17 protein-coding genes are annotated in these 18,799 nt (G+C 38.8%); 4 read left to right on the forward strand and 13 right to left on the reverse strand.

Going from position 1 to position 18,799, the window contains the following annotated elements:
• Positions 1 to 48: 48 nt before the first annotated feature.
• Together HPC41_RS14690 and HPC41_RS14695 are read right to left on the reverse strand one after the other, a co-directional pair.
• Entirely contained in the window at positions 49 to 1,407 is a 1,359-nt protein-coding gene (locus HPC41_RS14690) for a HAMP domain-containing sensor histidine kinase (RefSeq protein ID WP_172394713.1), read from the reverse strand.
• Between the two features lie 23 nt (positions 1,408 to 1,430).
• Positions 1,431 to 2,156: a response regulator transcription factor gene (locus tag HPC41_RS14695; protein WP_246250668.1), complete on the reverse strand. Its 726-nt coding sequence runs from the start codon at positions 2,154 to 2,156 to the stop codon at positions 1,431 to 1,433.
• Between the two features lie 651 nt (positions 2,157 to 2,807).
• Here HPC41_RS14695 and HPC41_RS14700 point away from each other — a divergent pair.
• On the forward strand, positions 2,808 to 3,650 hold the full coding sequence (locus HPC41_RS14700) for a cold-shock protein (protein ID WP_172394714.1): 843 nt from the start codon (positions 2,808 to 2,810) through the stop codon (positions 3,648 to 3,650).
• A gap of 481 nt (positions 3,651 to 4,131) precedes the next feature.
• Here the strand turns inward: HPC41_RS14700 and HPC41_RS14705 are convergent, their stop codons facing one another.
• From HPC41_RS14705 to HPC41_RS14730, 6 genes are all read right to left on the reverse strand, one after another.
• Positions 4,132 to 4,272, reverse strand: a complete 141-nt coding sequence (locus HPC41_RS14705) for a hypothetical protein (RefSeq protein ID WP_172394715.1) — start codon at positions 4,270 to 4,272, stop codon at positions 4,132 to 4,134.
• Between the two features lie 33 nt (positions 4,273 to 4,305).
• Positions 4,306 to 5,589, reverse strand: a complete 1,284-nt coding sequence (locus HPC41_RS14710) for a Gfo/Idh/MocA family protein (protein WP_172394716.1) — start codon at positions 5,587 to 5,589, stop codon at positions 4,306 to 4,308.
• Between the two features lie 157 nt (positions 5,590 to 5,746).
• Positions 5,747 to 7,423, reverse strand: a complete 1,677-nt coding sequence (locus HPC41_RS14715) for an FAD-binding dehydrogenase (RefSeq protein ID WP_172394717.1) — start codon at positions 7,421 to 7,423, stop codon at positions 5,747 to 5,749.
• A 167-nt stretch (positions 7,424 to 7,590) separates the two neighbouring features.
• Positions 7,591 to 8,574 (reverse strand): Gfo/Idh/MocA family protein, encoded by a 984-nt coding sequence (locus tag HPC41_RS14720; protein WP_172394718.1) that lies wholly within the window; start codon positions 8,572 to 8,574, stop codon positions 7,591 to 7,593.
• A gap of 37 nt (positions 8,575 to 8,611) precedes the next feature.
• The gene (locus HPC41_RS14725; RefSeq protein ID WP_172394719.1) at positions 8,612 to 9,097 is read right to left on the reverse strand and encodes a YdeI/OmpD-associated family protein; all 486 of its coding nucleotides are present in this window, start codon (positions 9,095 to 9,097) and stop codon (positions 8,612 to 8,614) included.
• A gap of 27 nt (positions 9,098 to 9,124) precedes the next feature.
• Positions 9,125 to 10,084, reverse strand: a complete 960-nt coding sequence (locus HPC41_RS14730; RefSeq protein WP_172394977.1) for an aldo/keto reductase — start codon at positions 10,082 to 10,084, stop codon at positions 9,125 to 9,127.
• A 274-nt stretch (positions 10,085 to 10,358) separates the two neighbouring features.
• Between HPC41_RS14730 and HPC41_RS25700 the strand changes: the two genes are divergently transcribed.
• From HPC41_RS25700 to HPC41_RS14745, 3 genes are all read left to right on the forward strand, one after another.
• Positions 10,359 to 11,360, forward strand: a complete 1,002-nt coding sequence (locus HPC41_RS25700) for a sensor histidine kinase (protein WP_216660759.1) — start codon at positions 10,359 to 10,361, stop codon at positions 11,358 to 11,360.
• Positions 11,350 to 12,072 carry a LytR/AlgR family response regulator transcription factor gene (locus tag HPC41_RS14740; RefSeq protein ID WP_172394721.1) on the forward strand — a complete coding sequence of 241 codons (723 nt, stop codon included), beginning with the start codon at positions 11,350 to 11,352 and terminating at the stop codon, positions 12,070 to 12,072. The genes HPC41_RS25700 and HPC41_RS14740 overlap by 11 nt, the downstream gene beginning before the upstream one ends.
• A 128-nt stretch (positions 12,073 to 12,200) precedes the next feature.
• Entirely contained in the window at positions 12,201 to 14,738 is a 2,538-nt protein-coding gene (locus HPC41_RS14745) for a TonB-dependent receptor (protein ID WP_172394722.1), read from the forward strand.
• Between the two features lie 84 nt (positions 14,739 to 14,822).
• Here HPC41_RS14745 and HPC41_RS14750 read toward each other — a convergent pair whose 3' ends face one another.
• From HPC41_RS14750 to HPC41_RS25135, 5 genes are all read right to left on the reverse strand, one after another.
• A complete protein-coding gene (locus HPC41_RS14750) occupies positions 14,823 to 15,533 on the reverse strand; it encodes an HAD hydrolase-like protein (protein WP_172394723.1) in 711 nt (236 codons plus the stop codon).
• 107 nt (positions 15,534 to 15,640) lie between these two features.
• Positions 15,641 to 16,090 (reverse strand): DoxX family protein, encoded by a 450-nt coding sequence (locus HPC41_RS14755; RefSeq protein WP_172394724.1) that lies wholly within the window; start codon positions 16,088 to 16,090, stop codon positions 15,641 to 15,643.
• A 52-nt stretch (positions 16,091 to 16,142) separates the two neighbouring features.
• A complete protein-coding gene (locus HPC41_RS14760; RefSeq protein ID WP_172394725.1) occupies positions 16,143 to 16,709 on the reverse strand; it encodes a Crp/Fnr family transcriptional regulator in 567 nt (188 codons plus the stop codon).
• A gap of 381 nt (positions 16,710 to 17,090) precedes the next feature.
• Entirely contained in the window at positions 17,091 to 17,798 is a 708-nt protein-coding gene (locus HPC41_RS25130) for a family 16 glycosylhydrolase (RefSeq protein WP_216660760.1), read from the reverse strand.
• Between the two features lie 3 nt (positions 17,799 to 17,801).
• The gene (locus HPC41_RS25135) at positions 17,802 to 18,683 is read right to left on the reverse strand and encodes an Ntn hydrolase family protein (RefSeq protein ID WP_216660761.1); all 882 of its coding nucleotides are present in this window, start codon (positions 18,681 to 18,683) and stop codon (positions 17,802 to 17,804) included.
• Positions 18,684 to 18,799: the final 116 nt, after the last annotated feature.

Genomic DNA, 18,799 nt, shown 5'->3' on the forward strand with positions numbered 1-18,799 from the left:
CAGACTTATTAAAATGAGATTAAAAATACAGCACAAATTAAAATGAGATTAAAACCGAATGTATGTTGGCAATTCAATCTCTACGGTTGTACCTTCTCCAACCACAGAATTGACCTTTAATGTTCCACCGTGTAGCTTGATTATATTTCTTGCCAATGGAAGACCGATACCATATCCATCGATTCCACTCGTATTGGAAGCCCTAAAATAGGGATCATAAATATATTCTAATTCTTTTGAAGGAATCCCGATTCCCTTATCTTTTATCAGAATAAACACCTTATTATCCAACGCCCCCAAAGCAATATAAGCTGTTCTATTAGAAGAATACTTACAGGCATTGCTAATGATGTTGGATAATGCCAGTTGGAGCAAAACCGCATTTCCATTGACTTTAAGCCGCATACTATCATCAGGTAACAGACTAAAATCGGTCGTAATTTTAAATTTGTCGTTGATGGCTTTAACCGTCAACTCGGCATCCATAACAATCTGGTCTATACGAACAGGATTGAACGTTGTTGAGTTACTTACAAAACCTGTACGGGCTAACAACAAAAGTGCTTTGGTCTTTTTTTCTAAATGTTCAGCTGATTCAATAATTTTACATAACGTACGTTGATATTCCTCAATGGTTCTTTCTTTTGAGAGCGCCAAATCAGCTTGTCCGATAATTGAGGTCAGCGGCGTATTTAACTCGTGTGAAGCATTACTGATAAAGTTTTTCTGGGTTTCAAATGAAGTTTCCAAACGCGTCAACATGTTGTTGAATGTAAATGCAAGATCATGAAGCTCACCCTTATATTTCTCTTCATCAAGCCGTTTATCGAGATTCTCAGAGCCAATCTGCTGGACTTCTTTCATCATTGTAAGGATAGGCTTCAAAAATGAACGTTTCATGAACACTGAAACCAGCGAGATAAAGAGGATACCCAAAATCAAACTAATAATGAGCAAATTACGCAGGTAGGCCAAGTGATGTGTATAAAAGTAATTTTCAGCCGATGCACCGATAATATAATTTTTATTGTTTTTTGAAAAGTACTTTGTCGAATAGAATTGATGTCCGGCTTTGAAATTTGATGTTCCGGCCTTATTAATTTTCTCCCACAACTCCGAATGAAAGCCCTGACTTCTCAAAATCTTCCCATTCTTATCGAATTCAACAAAAAATTCATGTTGATTATTGAGATTTTCTATAAAATCCAAACTCCACTGATCCGTTTGTGATACAGATTTACCATTGAGGAATTTTTCTGCCGCAATATTTCTCCGCAGATCTAGGCGTTTATAGAAATCTGTAAAAGCAAAATTAGTAATGGAATAAAAAATAAAGCCTACGAAACAGCTAACATATATGACTAATATCGCTATTAGATAAATGAGTTTCCTATTATAATTATTCATTTTAACCTATTCAGTTTTCCTACTTAGTCTTCAATTTTTAACACATAGCCCATTCCAATAACAGTATGGATAGCTTTTTTGCTTGTTACCCGCTCAATCTTCTTTCGCAGGTAATTAACATATACGTCAACGACATTGGATCCTATATCAAAATTAATTCCCCATATTTTATCCAACAGCTCGCTGCGCTCGAAGACTTTCTTGGGACTCTGTATAAATAGTAAAAGTAAGCGATACTCCGTACTCGTCAGGCTAAGTTCCTGACCGTCACAATAGGCAACTTTTTTGTAATCATCAATCGTTAGAAACCCATAATTGAATGTATCTTTTGGAGCTTGTGCTTCGCGTTGTGTCGCTTGAAGAATAGATTGCTGTCTACGAATCAACGAACGAATTCTCGCTTTGAGTTCGATTAATTTAAATGGTTTAGAAAGATAGTCATCAGCACCATTATCGAGCCCAAGAACAACGTTTTCAGGTGTTCCGAGCGCCGTTAGCATCATAACCGGCAGATCGGTATAGCCCCATTGACGAATCTGTTTGCAGATATCTAGTCCATTGGTACCAGGCAAAAGTATATCCAAAAGCACGAGAGAAACATCCTGTTTGGCCAGTAATTGCTCAAGTCCTTCTGAACGGCTCAGATGAATGACCCTATAACCTTCCTCACCTAATCCTTGTATGATTAAATCTGCAACATCCTGCTCATCTTCAACGAGAATAATTTTTTGCTCCTCAATATTCATCATAATGTATCTGTCCTATTATCGCTCATCCTCCAAACCATAAAAATACTGTTTTGTTATTACAGACACAAATCCCTTGCATGCTGCGGGTAAAATGAATCACATAAGAATACAATTACGGCCAGCGAGCTATTTGGCCGAGGCTGGTTTTGTCCAATTCAATCTACTTATTAACTAACACGCTTTACTCTCGGTTCGATAAGAGCAACGATGAAAAAGAAAAAATCTTTTAAAGATGAGTTATGTCATACACAACTCCAAAATATACTTCAACAAGTACAACGAACAACATAGACTGCGCTCAAAAAGGCGTCCAATCATAGCGGAATAAACTCACGTCATTCTGTCTTTTGACGGTACAAAGTTAAAAAAATAAATTAAATGACTTTTGCAAACACAAATTATTAATTACCAAATAATTACAATAAAACACACAAAAAAAAGAATGAGAGCTAAAATACATAGTAGCTACAACTTAGAAATTCATTACTTACAGCATTTGACTGGCTGTTCAAAGCCGAAGTGAAAAGTTTACTCTCAGCACCCAAATATTCAGTTTGCATCTTAAAATCATTCAAAAAAACACTTTATTCAAAGATCAATCGCAAATATTTAATTTTCAATGCATAATAAATATTTTAATTCATTACCTTTATGGCATTGAAACAAAACTCAACACCAGCCATGTTTATCGGCGCTGTCAAATGGTTCGACAATAACAAAGGATTTGGTACCCTTGCGTTACCTTCCGGAGAAGAACTTTTTGTGCACATACGCAGGTTTAAAATTCCTCCAGAGCATATTATCCAGCCTGCTGAGGTAATAGTCGGAGACAAGAAACCCGATCCCAAGCGGAATGGTTTCTTAGCCCACAATTGTAAAATCCTCAAAAGGCCAGAAGACTGGAAATTCGTTATCGCTCTCTTTGAAAAGGATCATATCGTACTTATCCCCGATAACCACGGCCATGAGCAGAAGCACAATCTCACCTCCTTAGCAGCAAGACAATTACTACGAACTCAAGGTAAAGACAACGCGCTCGCCATGTTGACTTCCCATTTTGACGCCCGTTTCAATAGTGCTATTTTCTTGGCGTATGCTGAATTAATTGACAAAAGCATTTCAGGTATTTTCGAAAAAGAAACCGCATCTGAACTTCTTTCTCAGATTTTTAAATATTTTGGCAACCATGTTTCTCATCAGATTCTTTTTCAGGTATGGAAAGAAAGAATGTTCAGATTCATTGGTTATCCGGCCGACGGCGACTATGAGATACCAGAAGAGGTACTTAACCTAAATGCAACAGAGATAAATTATGATGATTTAACACGGATCAGAACCTACAGCTTTGGTAAAGCTTTCTGTAATGATTTCGTAGAGGCATTATTTGACGATTTAGAAACAATGGATAAGCAAGATATCGAACCCTTGATCCCCTATATTGATTTCCTTGAAAACGAAGATGCTATTGAGAAGATTAATCTGATCATGCAATAAGACAAACCTGCGGCAGGAAATTTTCTTATCAATCGACACTAATACACCTATTTACGAGCAAATTTGATGACAGAAAAACGCTGTAAAGATCTACCTCAGAATTAAACAGAACAAAATAACAACCTTTCTTATATTATGATAAAAAAGTGATTGGGTTACACCAAAGTAATTATTAAAATAATAAAACCAAAAGATTACTAAGCAAATATGTTGCAAGAATTGTTATATACATTAGCATTTCGACACCTATCCGGTCATTTCTATCTAATTGACTCTTTCCGAAACGATGATGATTTTCTTGCAGTCTTGCTCCTGATCGGATCATCGTATTTCTAGCACTTACAGTGGATACCATCTTTTTTTATTGTTGCATCTCTCCAAGATAAGACATGCTCCCATGGCGATAGTTGCGAAGCATATACTTCCATTTATTTGCCAACTGAGAATAATACCTTTTGAATAAAATGGCACATATTTTCCTTCACGAATAATTGCCCTTTATTTCGCGAAACACAGTTTTTGCCAGCGGCACCATCCCACAACTTTTCCATTCTCTGCGCAAAGGTATGGTGCGTGCTAGCGTATCGATTGCTAAACCTAATACAATCGTTATAATGCTCATCGATAGAAACTTTTGGTCTATCGAAATACGCCATTATATCATAGGCATACTATATCCATTCTGATAACTTTTAGCCAAATAACGGTCTGCATCTTTATCATTAAAAGTGCGTTTATTTTTATCCCAAAATAATTTCTTCTTGCTTCGATAAGCTATATTTCCCATCTGAGCGAAAATGGCAATATGTGCTCCTGCTTCTATTGGTGCATGAAGTACTTCACTGGATTTATTCCGAACAGCTTCTATAAAGTTGACCATATGTTTATCTAGCCCATTATCTTTTGAAGGTTGAAAAGCAACAGCTTCCATACGGCCCTTTTCAGGAATAACCTCCCAGCCTTCACGATTGACGACCAGCGTCCCGTTATTACCAATAAAAGCGACACCATGCGTTTTTTGATAGGGGCCAAGATCTATTCCCGTTGCTTGCTCCCATTGAACATTGAATCCATCAAACTCGTACACTGTCGTTAAGCTATCCGGTGTTTCAGCTGCATCATCCGGATAAGCAAACTTTCCTCCGGCGGCCATAATTGATACCGGGTCTGCAACCTTCATTCCGATCAAAGCGTAATCCAGCATATGTACTCCCCAATCTGTCATTAAGCCACCAGCGTAATCCCAGTACCACCTAAAATTGAAATGAAAACGATTAGCGTTGAAAGCTCGCTTTGGAGCAGGCCCCAGCCACTTATCATAGTGTACACCTGCCGGCACCGGAGCATCGGCCAGCACAGGAATACTTTTCATCCAGCCTTGATAAGCCCAAGCTTTAACCAAACGGATTTTGCCTAGTTTTCCACCATGAACGAACGCCATTGCATCTCTAAAATGCTGTTGGCTGCGCTGCCATTGTCCGACCTGGACAACACGCTTATATTTTTTTGCTGCTGCAACCATCAGTTCGCATTCCCGAATGGAATTTCCAATAGGCTTTTCAACATATACATCCTTCCCTGCTGCAACAGCGTCTACCATATGTAAACAATGCCAATGGTCGGGTGTGGCCACAATCACAACATCTACGTCATTTGCTTTGAGCAGTTCTCTATATTCTATGTAAGTTTTGACCGTAATATTTCGTTTTTTTAGTTCCTCAGCCCGCTTGTTAAGTACGTTTTCATCTACATCACAAAGTGCTGTGCATTGGACACCAGGCACCTTCAATATTGCATTTAGGTTGGACCACCCCATTCCATTTACTCCGATCAATCCAACACGTACAGTTTGTGTTTGAAAACCGAAAGCGTTTGAATTGGCAAATAGCGTTGCGGCCGTCAGTATTCCCGTATTACGGATAAAATCTTTTCTTTTCATTGCTTAGTTTGGTTTATTTTGATTATTTCTAAAATATTTTTAGTAAGCCGATTAATTCACAGCTTCTCTAAAAATAACTAATATAACATTTTATCTTGAGTATCAGGAAAAAAATAGAGGAATCACTCCTTCCACCGGAATGATTTGCAATTTATTATCAAGTAGACGTAGGTTTTCCAGCAATGTGCACTCCTGCTTTCATACCCGAAAAAATGCAACCGCCCAAAAATGTCCCTTCCAATGCTCGATATCCATGCATGCCACCACCACCAAAACCTGCCACCTCCCCAACAGCATACAGTCCTTCGATAGGATCACCGTTTATTGTCAGGACTTGTGCGTCAAGATTCGTCTTAAGACCTCCCAATGTCTTACGTGTTAGTACATGTAAACGTACAGCAATCAGTGGTCCATTCTTTGAATCCAAAATTTTATGTGGAGATGAAACCCGCCCAAGCCTATCTCCAATATATTTCCGTGTACTACGGATATAATTGATCTGCGTATCCTTTGAAAATTCATTATCCAGCTCGCGATCTCTTGCTACAATCTGTGATTCAATAAATTCATACGTTAGCAGAGGCTCTCCAGACAACAGGTTCATTTGGTGCACTAAGTCTGATAATGTATCCGAAACGATAAGATCTATTCCTTTCTCTTTAAATGCTTCAACTGGTCCGGGGGCTTTTTTACCTAAAATTCGTTTGACAAACAGCTTATAATCCTTATTGGTGATATCTGGATTTTGTTCAGAGCCGGAAAGAGCAAATTCTTTTTTGATGATTTTCTGCGTCAAAATTAGCCAGGAATAAGAATATCCGCTGTCTTGTATATGCTTTAGCGTCCCTAAGGTATCAAATCCAGGTAAGAATGGGGCAGGAAGCCTGTTACCTCTTGCATCAAACCAAAGTGAAGACGGCCCCGCCAGAATTCGTATACCGTGATTGGGCCAAATTGGATTCCAATTATGGATACCTTCTGTATAATGCCACATTCGATCCTTATTGATCATATGCGCTCCCACTTCTTCGGCTATACCGATCATTTTTCCATCGACATATGCCGGAACTCCTGAGATCATAGTAGATGGTGCTTTACCCAATCGTTCTGGCCAATTTTTTCGTACCAATTCGTGATTAGCGCCAATTCCTCCCGACGCAATGATAACATGAGGAGCATGGTATTCAAACATATCGATTACGTTTCTATTCGTAGCGGCACCTCTTTCTTTATTATCATCCTCTAAAATTTCACCGAATACCCCTTTCACAGCACCGCTTTCAGTAATCAGCTTCGTAACCCGATGCCTAAATTTAAATTGCAATAATCCGTTTTTTTGGGCAGTATAAGCTTTTTCGATAAATGGCTTGACGACTCCTGTTCCTGTTCCCCAACTTACGTGAAATCTAGGAACTGAATTTCCGTGGCCCGAAGCACTGCCATCTCCACGCTCGGCCCAACCAACCATAAACATGAATTTAATACCTAGCTGAGTTATATACTTATATTTCGGCCCAGCAGCAAATTTTAGGTAGGCTTCTGCCCATTGACGAGGCCAGTAGTCTTCAGTCCGGTCAAATCCCGCTGTACCCAGCCAGTCTTGCCGTGCGAGCTCTAGGGAATCTTTTATTCCCATGCGCCGCTGTTGTGGTGAATTGATAAGAAATAGCCCGCCAAAAGACCAAAATGCCTGTCCCCCAATATTTTTTTCTGTTTCCTGATCTAGTAGAAGCACTTTCTTTCCTACTCTGGTAATTTCCATTGCTGCAGTTAATCCTGCCAAACCAGCACCTATAATAATGGCATCAGGCCTAAATTGCACTGTTGTTTGCATACCTCTTTAGTTATCATTTACTTGCAAAATTCTCCGATCGCTTTTTCATGGATCACGAGCCTCTTAGAAATTTGCTGGCTTATCATAAACAATTGCTTATTAATATTCCCAGGTCGAAATTTTAAAATTTCAGAAATTGAAAAATCGCTCGTATGACGGTACTTTACTTATTTTACCGTAGCAAAACAGTCAATGATTTCCATTAGTGTCAAAGCCTCCTCCATGGAAGCAGGATTGGGGCCGTTCCCTTGAAAAAATGCCACAGTACTGGCTATCATCGGTAATTGTATATGCTCAGGATGCGCAAATACATATTCTTTTTTCTGGTGATCATATTCAACTGTTACAGAATTACCAAATATCGGAAAGGTAATCTTTCCCTGACTACCCATAATCTCACAACGATCTATATTATCTTCTGACCTGACATTAAAACACCAGCTTCCATTAAAGATTACGTGATTTTCAAACAATATCGTTCCAGTTGTATGATCAGCAACAGTACTTACTGGATCTTGGATCTGGCTAAATCCCTCGTAAGAAATGGGTTTACCAAAAAAATACAGCATCAGATCCAATTGATGTGGTGCAAGATCGAAAAAATATCCACCACCCGATATTGTTGGGTCTGTACGCCACTCTGCAGCCCCCTTAGTCACCAATTCTGGCGACCGACTCTGCCATAGCCGGAGCTGAACTGTCCTAATAGCTCCGATTTTCCCTATGTTCAATAGTTCTCTAACTTTTAGAAATAGAGGCAGTTGCCTTCGGTAATGCGCAACAACTAGCTTACCATTTTTCCTTGTCACTGCGTCCAAAAGCAACCTCGCTTCATGCGCGTTCAATGTAACCGGCTTCTCCACATAGACATCTTTCCCAGCTTCAAGTGCTTTCAAAGCATATTCAAAATGTGAAGATGGCGGCGTTGCAATGTAGATAGCATTCAATGCCGGATTATCCAACAGCTCCTCGACCGTTGAATACCAATTCGGTACGTGATGCCTCTCAGCATAATCTGCAGCTTTAATGGCATCTCTCCGCATTACAGCTAACAATTTACTACCTTCAGCCTTGTTAAACGCAGGACCGCTCTTTTTCTCTGTAACATCACCACAACCTATGATTCCCCATCTTATCTTCGCGTTTTCCATTTCTTATTTTTTTGATCTAACCTTCCATTCTCGCTTTTTACTCAGGTTTTTCGCGGCCAATAAACCGATTTTTACCAAGCAAAAAGCCCACTGCCTTTTCGATATTTTTACGTCGACTTTCATCCGTTTTTAAAAAAGAAATATAACGGATAATCTCTTTTCTTTTGGATGGCGCCAGACGTTCAAAGACAGCTTTTGCCTCTTCATTTTCTACCAATGCCTGCTCGAGTTGGGGATGGGGAACTAAACTTCGATCCGCTGGATCAAAAACAACAGATAATTCCAATGTTTCACCAATTCGTTTGGGTGAATTTGTCAGCATCTCCGTATTAATGTACAACCTCCACTCACCTTTATAGCGCAACAAGGTCTGTTTGTAATCTTTACCATTTACCTTGCCTCTAATCGGGATATATCCCTTGTTGATTCCGGCTTCCTTAAAGAGATTATACAAAATATCTTCAGGTACAAAAACAAAGGGATTGATTCCGATAATATCCAATGTGGCTTTAAAGACAGACATAGGCATTGTATTTATTGTGTATCGACATTAACTTAAGGAAAGAATATCCGCTATCCGATTGAGTTCTTCTTTACCAAAACTCAAATTTTCAAGCGCCTTTAACGAATCAGTCAATTGTACACTATTTCTTGCCCCGACCAAGACCGAAGTCAGGCGTTCATCCTTCAATAACCAAGCAATCGCCATTTGTGCCAGCGATTGTCCACGCTGCAATGCAAGTTCGTTCAAATCAGACAATTTTGTAATAAGCTCCGGTGTAATTGCAGCACTCTTTAAAAAATGTTCTTTCGAAGCCCGGGAATCTGTTGGTATACTACCTTGTAGGTATTTATTAGTCAGTAAGCCCTGTGCCAAAGGTGAAAAAGCGATAATGCCGACTCCCGCTTCATCCAACACATCCAACAGGGCATCTTCTGGGGTGCGCACCAACATGGAGTACTTTGGTTGATGAATCAAACAAGGGCATCTAAGATCGTTCAATATAGCAACAGCCTTCTTTGCCAGATCTGCAGGATAATTGGATAGTCCTACATAAAGTGCCTTCCCCTGTCGTACGATATCACTTAGCGCAGCCATCGTTTCTTCTAATGGTGTATGGGGATCCGGTCTATGATGATAAAAAATATCGATATAGTCCAATTTTAAACGCTTTAGGCTCTGATGCAGGCTTGCCATCAAATATTTACGGCTTCCCCAATCGCCATAGGGCCCATCCCACATGGTGTACCCGGCTTTTGTAGACAACAAAAGCTCATCCCGGTGTGCAACAAAATCTGCAGCCAATATTGCCCCCAAATTTCCCTCCGCACTACCGGGCGGTGGACCATAATTATTCGCTAGGTCAAAATGTGTTATGCCATTGTCAAAAGCTGTATATAGGGTCTGCCTAAACACTTCCTTCTGATCAATATCACCAAAATTTTGCCATAGCCCAAGGGAAATAACCGGAAGCTGGATGCCGCTTTTTCCACACCGCCTGTAAGGCATTGTATGATATCGGTTCGGATTGAATGTCACGTAATCAAGTTTATTAATGCAAAATACAAAACTATTTTGAAGAGTCTATGCAGTTGCAACCGTTATTATTCAGAAAATATTTAGATACGCAACGATTTGAACCAAAACTTATGTCTTCTATACAACAGATAGCATGCGTGTATCACAAATATTTTTATATTTTTGAGGAGAGTCCAAAAAGAGCAGTAACATTAAGAACGTCCCCATGATCAGTAGATTCTTTAAAAAATTTTATTTACATATTGTGATATGGATCATTCTTCTTTTCCTTCCCTTCATCACCTATCTTTATCAACCGGATAAAATCGCTGATTTCAAAATCTATTCGGCATTATCGCATCTTGGCAATATCATATTTCTGGCGAGCAGTTTTTATCTACATTGTTACGTCGTCGCGCCTAGATACTTCTTTGGCCGTCGAAAGATTTTCATCGCGCTGATCGCATTTGGCTTTTTTGCTTATGTGCTGCTCAATTACGCTATCGTGTATTTTAATCCCGATGGTGAATTAGCTCACCTTAAGAAGGAAAACGTGCTTTTTGTGCGATTGGTGATCGGACCAGGAATTATCTATTCACTCTGCATGATTACCTCATCCATGATCTTCCTTTATGACGAACAGGCCCGACAAAAAGAGCTTAATAAACAGATCGCACTTGAAAAGACAACTGCAGAATTGACAATTTTAAAACTTCAGATCAGTCCACATTTTTTATTCAACACGCTCAACAATATTCGTTGGCTGATTCGTAAACAATCTCCGGATTCCGAAGGTACAATAGTCAAACTATCCGAAATACTGCGTTATATTCTATATGAAGTTGATGGTCCGAAAGTCGAACTTTTTAAAGAAATCGACCACATGCGCAATTTCATCGCTTTACAGACATTAAGGCTCCCAATTGAAGGACATGTCGACCTTAAAATCGATCGTGCCGTCAAGAATAGAATGATCCCACCATTATTATTTATTCATTTTGTAGAAAATGCCTTTAAATATGGAGTCGATAGTAAAAACATACCATACATACAGTTTCAGTTTGTGGATATTCCCGGTGGGATCGCATTTAAATCGGTGAATAAGATATTGCTATATACAGAGTCTCGATTAAATGAAGGTATCGGGCTGACAAATGTAAAACGACGATTACAGTTACTCTATCCCAATCGACATGATCTTTCCATCCAAAGAACAACGGATGGATATTTTGAAGTGACCCTCAGACTAATGACAGATGAAGATTAAATGTATACTAATTGACGACGAACCATTCGCACTTAATTTGCTGGAAGACGACCTGCTGAATTTCACCCAAATTGAAATTCTACAAAAATTTAATTCTCCCATCGAAGTCGTTGACTACCTAAAAAAACATCCTGTAGACTTGATTTTTCTAGACATTCAAATGCCTGGGCAGCTAGGAACGCAATTTATCCGTGAACTTCAAGATCCGCCTTTAGTTATATTTACGACAGCATATCATCAATACGCTGTTGAGGGATTCGAATTAAATGCGGTAGATTATCTTTTAAAACCTATCTCAAAAGAACGCCTCACCACTGCAATCCGCAAAGTAGAGGACATCGTTGCGCGCCAAACCAAACACTTCAACGAGAAAGATCATATTGTTATCCATGTAGAATATAAAAAAACCAAGATTTTTCTCAACGAAATCAATTATATCGAAGGTCTAAAAGATTACGTAAAAATCTATTTGGTTGACCGACAAGTTCCGTTGCTAACCCGTAGCAATTTACGTGGTATGGAAAAATTACTACCGGCAAACGATTTTGTACGGATACACAATTCCTTTATTGTCAACAAGACCAGAATCGAACATTGCACACTTACAAAACTTACATTGCGTGAAGTTGCTCTGCCGGTGGGCAAAAAATATGTCAAAAATATCGAACAACTCCATACGAAAATAACATCGAATAAAGATAACATGATCTGACAACATACATTCGTCTACACATTCAACCCTTCCGTCTACAGATGATTGTATAGTACAAAAATGATTTCCAAATTTGCTTGATATCTTTTGGCCTTGTATGGGGCTAAGCGATAATTACAGTAAAAAAAATGAAGAAAATCATAGCAGTACTCCTAATGTCAACCGCTGTTGCCACATCACATGCGCAAACACCGCCGGCTGGCCGTCCAAGTAGTTTCGCCATCGCCGAAGGAAAACTCACAGGTCAACTCGTAGATCCTCAAGGCAAACCAATAGCACAAGCTTCTGTCAATCTGCTACGGGTAATTAATGAGCAGTCCACAGGCAAAGAACGAGAAATCTTATTCAAAAGCACAAGTTCACTCGAAAATGGAAAATTCAGCTTTACCGCGCTCTCCACTAGAGACAAATGGAAATTAAAAATAAGCTCTGTAGGCTATACCGCGAAAGATATCCCAGTCGACTTTGGATCCGACAGCAAAATTTTGGATAAAGACCTCGGTCATATCACATTGGAAAATGATAATCGAAAGCTAGATGAGGTGACAGTCACTGGTCGTAAAGCCTTACTTGAGATGGACATTGACAAAAAAGTATATAATGTAGAAAAGAATATTGTGGCTGCTGGTGGTACAGCAATTGACGTCATGCGCAATATGCCTTCTGTACAAGTAGATATCGATGGGAATGTCAAACTCCGGAATGCCGCACCCACCATTTTTGTAGACGGAAAGCCGACGACACTAACACCAGACCAAATACCTGCTGACGTAATCGAAAAGATCGAAATCATCACCAATCCCTCTGCTAAATATGATGCCTCGGGAAGTATGGCTGGTATTCTAAATATTATTCTGAAGAAGAACAAGAAAACAGGTTACAATGGTATGGTTACCCTTGGAGCCGATCGTTTCGGCGGAACCAATTTTATGGGAAGCCTTAATCTCCGTCAAAACAAATTCAACATATCCCTCACAGGAATGAATATGCGTATGCGGACAAATACCGAAGGTGATAGCTATCGGAACAGCACAATTAATGGTATTAGTTCTGACGTTAATCAGGATATCGAAGGTAAAACGAAAGGTATGATCACCTTTGGAAGGCTTGGTGTAGATTACGATCTGAGTCCTAAAACCACCCTATCCGTCGCAGGAATATTGGTCGAAGGCAAGTTTAAGCCGCATGAGAATTCGTCGATTTCATCGACGGCAAACGATACCACTTTATGGAGCAATAGAATTTCTGATTCGGAAAGAAGCTTTAAACCTCGCGGATTTCAGGCAGGTCTTGTTCAGAAATTCAAAACCGAGGGTGAAGAATTGACGGTAGACTTCAATTATTTTGGTGGTACAAACAAATCCAATGGACTTTACACCACCAATTATTTAGAAAGTACAGAAAATATCATCGGCTCACAGATTCAAAAAAATATTGGATCCGGTGACAACAAATTTATGACTGTACAGGCAGATTATGTTAAACCATTCAAAAATGGAATGAAATTGGAGACTGGACTTCGCGCGCAGATCAACAAACTCAAAAACCTGAATACCAACTCCCTAAAAGGCTTAAACGAAACTGAATTTAAAGATATCACCGCAGCATCGGCCAATTACGATAACAAGAATACGGTCTACGCTGCTTATGCTTCACTTGGTGGCAACCTCAAAGATTGGGTATCGTATAAAGTCGGTTTACGTGTAGAAAATTCTACTTATGACGGTGAACTAATCAACACAAACCAAAAATTCCACAACAGCTATCCGGTTAGTCTCTTTCCTTCGCTATTCTTGAGCAAGAAACTGACAGAGAAAGATCAGCTACAGATGAGTGTCACCCGTCGTGTCAATCGCCCTAACTTCTTTCAGTTAATTCCATTCGTTGACTATACAGACAGCCTAAATATTACACGTGGTAATCCCGACCTCGTTCCAGAGTTTACAACTTCGGGTGAACTGTCCTACAGTAGGACACACGGTAAAGGTACTTTCTTGGCTTCGGTTTATTACAAATATACCACCAATCTGATTACCCGTTACCTGACACAAGAACTCAATCCCATTACTGATAAAATGGATTTTATCAACACCTATATCAATGCGAATTCAAGCAAGAACTATGGAGCTGAGTTTACTTACACCAATAACTTAAAAAAATGGTGGGATCTGACGGCAGACCTCAATTTCTATAATTCAAAAATTGAAATAGATGATAATACACCAGCAGAAGGTATGTGGACAGTTTTTGGAAAACTGAATAATACATTCAATCTGAAAAAGAACTGGAACCTACAGCTCGCTTTTGAATACCAAGGAAAAACAAATATGCCTGTCACACAAAATCAAACCTTTGGCCCACCGATGAATCAGGCACAAAGCTCGTCTCAGGGATACATTAAGCCTTTTTACGGAATCGATTTTGCCATCAAGAAGAGTTTTTTGAAAAACCAGGCAGCTTCCGTGACGTTGGCTGTAAACGATATTTTTAGAACCCGTGGCAATACCATCGTGTCTTCGGGTGATGGTTTCTTCCAAAACTACTACCGTCTGTCCAATCCACAGCTGGTCAAATTGAATCTATCTTATCGTTTTGGTAAAATGGACATGAATATGTTCAAGAAAAATAAAAACCAAAACTCGATGGAAGGTATACAAATGCAATAGATTAGTGATTAAACTTATATTAAAACAAAAAGAGACCGTCCTATCGGTCTCTTTCTGTTTTTATCGTAGATGATCGTCATTTCATTAAACCACCTGACTTGGGGTATGATATTTCTCAATAATCGGAACAATTTCCAATAGATCATCGATAATATAATCCGGATTAGCTGATTTTAGCTGATCAGAATGATGAGCCCCGGTCGTAATGCCAATACTTAATGCACAACCTGCATTTTGACCTTCCTGTATATCAATGATTGAATCTCCTATTTTCACAACGAGTTCCGGATCTGTAATAGCAAATTTTGTTCTCGCAAAATCAATCATATCCGGATAAGGTCGGTTTTTAGGCACATCAGACGCGGTGACCAATGCATCAATATCCCGTCCTACGACCCAATTAAGTTTTTTCAAAAGAGATTCTGCTGTTTTCCGGTCATATCCTGTATTTAATACCCGGAGAATACTCATGTCATTTAAGATTGTGAAAAGTTCATTCGCATTTGAATTCGGATAAATATTCTCGATTTCATAAGCATTTTCGAGTGTTTGTAAAAATGACTGAAATATTTTCTCTGCCAATTGCTCGTCTTCCACATTCACACATTTTTTTAATACCGTCTGAATGGCCTGAAATTTTTCTTTTCCAGCTCCATGTTCTAATATCTCTGCCAATGTGAGTTTATAACCACCGGTGTCATTAATCACATGCTGAAGTGTCTTATAAACTATATTATTCTCATTTATAGTAGTACCTGCCATATCAAACACCACCATCTTGATCGCTTCTTTCATCTATTCACCATTAAATGTTTAGCAAAAATAAAATATTGTTAAATAAAACTAAACATTTTCAATATTAACTTATTACTATATTTAGGTTAAAAATAAAACACGTTAAGTTAATACAATACAAAATAGTAAGTCCAGCAGATTAGCAATAATTGAAATGGGATTCGAAACCATAAATATTCTATACCTTTCCCGTCGTATGTTGCAGTCTCATAATTTAGATGTCTTATACAGGCACGAATATTTGCCGGAAGTATAAGGATAAAAAAGACAATCAAAAGGATACCCGTAAGACGGCTTAAAGATGGTACAAACACACCGAAAGCAGCTAATATTTCCAATACCCCAGTCAAATAGATTATTTCTTTTTTTAACGGAATAAAATCAGGTAGCATCAGCACCATTCCTTTGGTATAGATGATGTGTCCGAGAGAAGTGAACAATAATGTCGCAGCGAGTGCGATTTTTCCCGCCAGATCATAATCCAAATGACCTTTGTATAGTAATATAGCCAAGCTGCCAATAACAAATACAATGAATAAAACAAAAAGTGGTTTCATAATCTTTTTTTCAAAGTTAATGCCCCTCTTCTTCCCTATCAATGAACAATTGTTAAGAAATTTCCTTCCTTATCCTACTCAGCGACTGAGGCCTGATTCCTATATATGATGCAAGGTATTTTAAAGGAATATTTTTAATCAGCTCAGGCTGTTCCTGTATCAGATTGACATACCTGGTCTTCGCCGAATCCTCAAGTAAGGTAAATTCACGCTTCATTTTTTTCAAAAAGATATCTTCAATTGCCTTCCGTCCAATAAAATTCCCCACCTGTGTAGTTTTATACACCGTATGCAGATCATCAAAAGATATCCGCCACAGGACACAATCTGTAATCGCTTCAAGATTATAAGATGCTGGTTTTTGCGTGAGAAAAGAATCATACGCACTTACAAAAGAGTTTTCAAAAGCAAAACCAAAAGTAAAATCATAATCCAACTTGGGGATATTGAACCGAACAATACCTCTTTCAATAAAAGAAAGGTAGCGCTCAGTTTTGCCCATTTCCAAAATCAATGAACGTTTTGGAAAATCAACTTTAGTAAGTTTTGAAGAGAAAATATCCCAATCCTCCGTATCCATCGTTATGAGCGTGTCGAAATAATCTTTGATCTTATCCATGCTATTGATATTTCAAAACAAGATAATAACTTCCGGTCAAACAAGGAAAAACCTATCTTATTACCTATTTAATTATTTAAGTACTTAATTCAACGAATAAATATTAAATTACCCGTTATAAACCCTCATTATGACTTTTAATTCCGAAAACGGTATCAAAATATGGGCTCCGCCAAAGAAATTCATCTTCCGATTTTCATTTATTTTCATCTTTTCATTCCTATTTGTATCCAATAATGGTGCTTTTCCTATTTTCGGGTACATCAGCAGACCGCTAACCGACCTTATGCATTGGCTCACTCAAGCAAATGGCCCCATATCTGAATAAAAATCGATTATGGAGCCACACTTTTGTTATTACATATTACGAGTTAAAACATACTAGAACCTATTTTTCTTTAAGATTATATTATCCAAATATACCCTGTCCTTACTTGTATTCGTAAATGTGATTCGTACAATTTTTTTATTTGGTTTGATTTCCTGACCGGTTACAAAACTAATGTCTCGCTTCTTGCCTTTTTTACCTAAATTCTGCATCTGTTGCTTTAAGCTTGACAGTTTTCCGGTGACAACAGTCACATCATCTACCTCTAACTTTATATTTCCTCCCTTTCCCCAATATGTAAGGTTGAATAACTGTTCTGGATCCAGATAAACATATTGCTCAATTTTCTGCCCCGATGCCAATACCACTGCTTTACTCCTCTTTTCTCCAGCTCCATCCTCTACCCGTACGTCTCCTTCCCAGGGCGAAAGCCCAGTCTTACCTTCAAAATCAGGATTAGGAAGCTCATTTCCATCCTTCAAAGGCCAATTGTAGGCCCGAATATAATCAACCTCCATATTCACTCCACCTTCGGATCCATATGCACCCAGAAAAATATTCATAAAATGATTAGGTGAATAGATTTGGTTTTTATTGGTGTATTCTTTGATTAGGTTACCATTTATGTAGTGTTTGATACTTGTTGGTGTCCATAAAATACCATGCGTAACCCATTGTCCTGCATGTTCGTAACCTTCGGCAATATGTGTCGCAAGGTTTCGTTGAAATACACCTTTTGAGTCAACATGTCCATGAATCACAAACTACGCCGTGATATACTCAAATACATCGATTTCGAAAAGCTGTCCCTTTGGACGTATGCCCTTTATTCCATTCGCTTCAGATCCTTCCTGAAGATAATAACGAATATCTGGTCCGGGTGAATCGAACCAAAATGCAGTATTTGTTCCCTTTGGATTACCCTGGCGATTGCGTCTTACTCTTACCTCAAAATAACCGCCCTTACTATTGTCCAGTAGATTTTCATTCGTTTTCCATTCGTAGGTTTGAATGGATGAAATTTTTTGGTTCCCACCTTCTGTAAAAATTCGGGTTGGGATAGTATCGTTTACATAAAGGTTGATTGCATCTCCATCAAGTGTATAAGCTGGTTGGGGTAACCGATCCTGCAGCATCTCCTGTTTTGCCTTTTCATTCAGATAATTCAAAGATGAAAAATAATTGGTACTCCATTTGTTCCGATTTAAGAGCTGATCGTTAAACTCATCCTGCCAATAAACTTCCATGCCGGGCGGAACAGCTCTTGAACTTGGTTTTTTTCGTACTTCCTCAAGTTCAGCCTCGTCCAATTCCCAACTTTTAGAAGTATAGGACTTCCCTTGAGCCAAGAGGTTACCCGTTGCAGACTCTACCCAAATATAATACGTTGTCTCCGGATCCACCTGTTGAATATAATAACGTTTTGTACCTTTACCTAATACGGCATTGGCTACAGAAGGCTTCTTACTCGTTTTGGACCAAAAGACTTTCGCACCCGACAAATTTGGTACACTATCCTTCATGTCCACACGGATCCAGCTCCGGGTCCCCAGTAATCGCAATGAAGCGTTGGTTTTCGTCGTTTGCGCCGACGACAGCAAAGAAGACAACATCTGAACTGTTGTCAGGAATATATATTTTTTCACAATTATCTTATTTATGTGCCAATTGAATATAGTCTCGCGATGATAATGAGAATAATTAGCTTTGACAACTCGATACGAAACGCAACCGTTTGTTCAATTTATAATAGAAATAATCT

This window comes from Sphingobacterium prati, from assembly GCF_013167215.1.
GTDB lineage: Bacteria > Bacteroidota > Bacteroidia > Sphingobacteriales > Sphingobacteriaceae > Sphingobacterium > Sphingobacterium prati.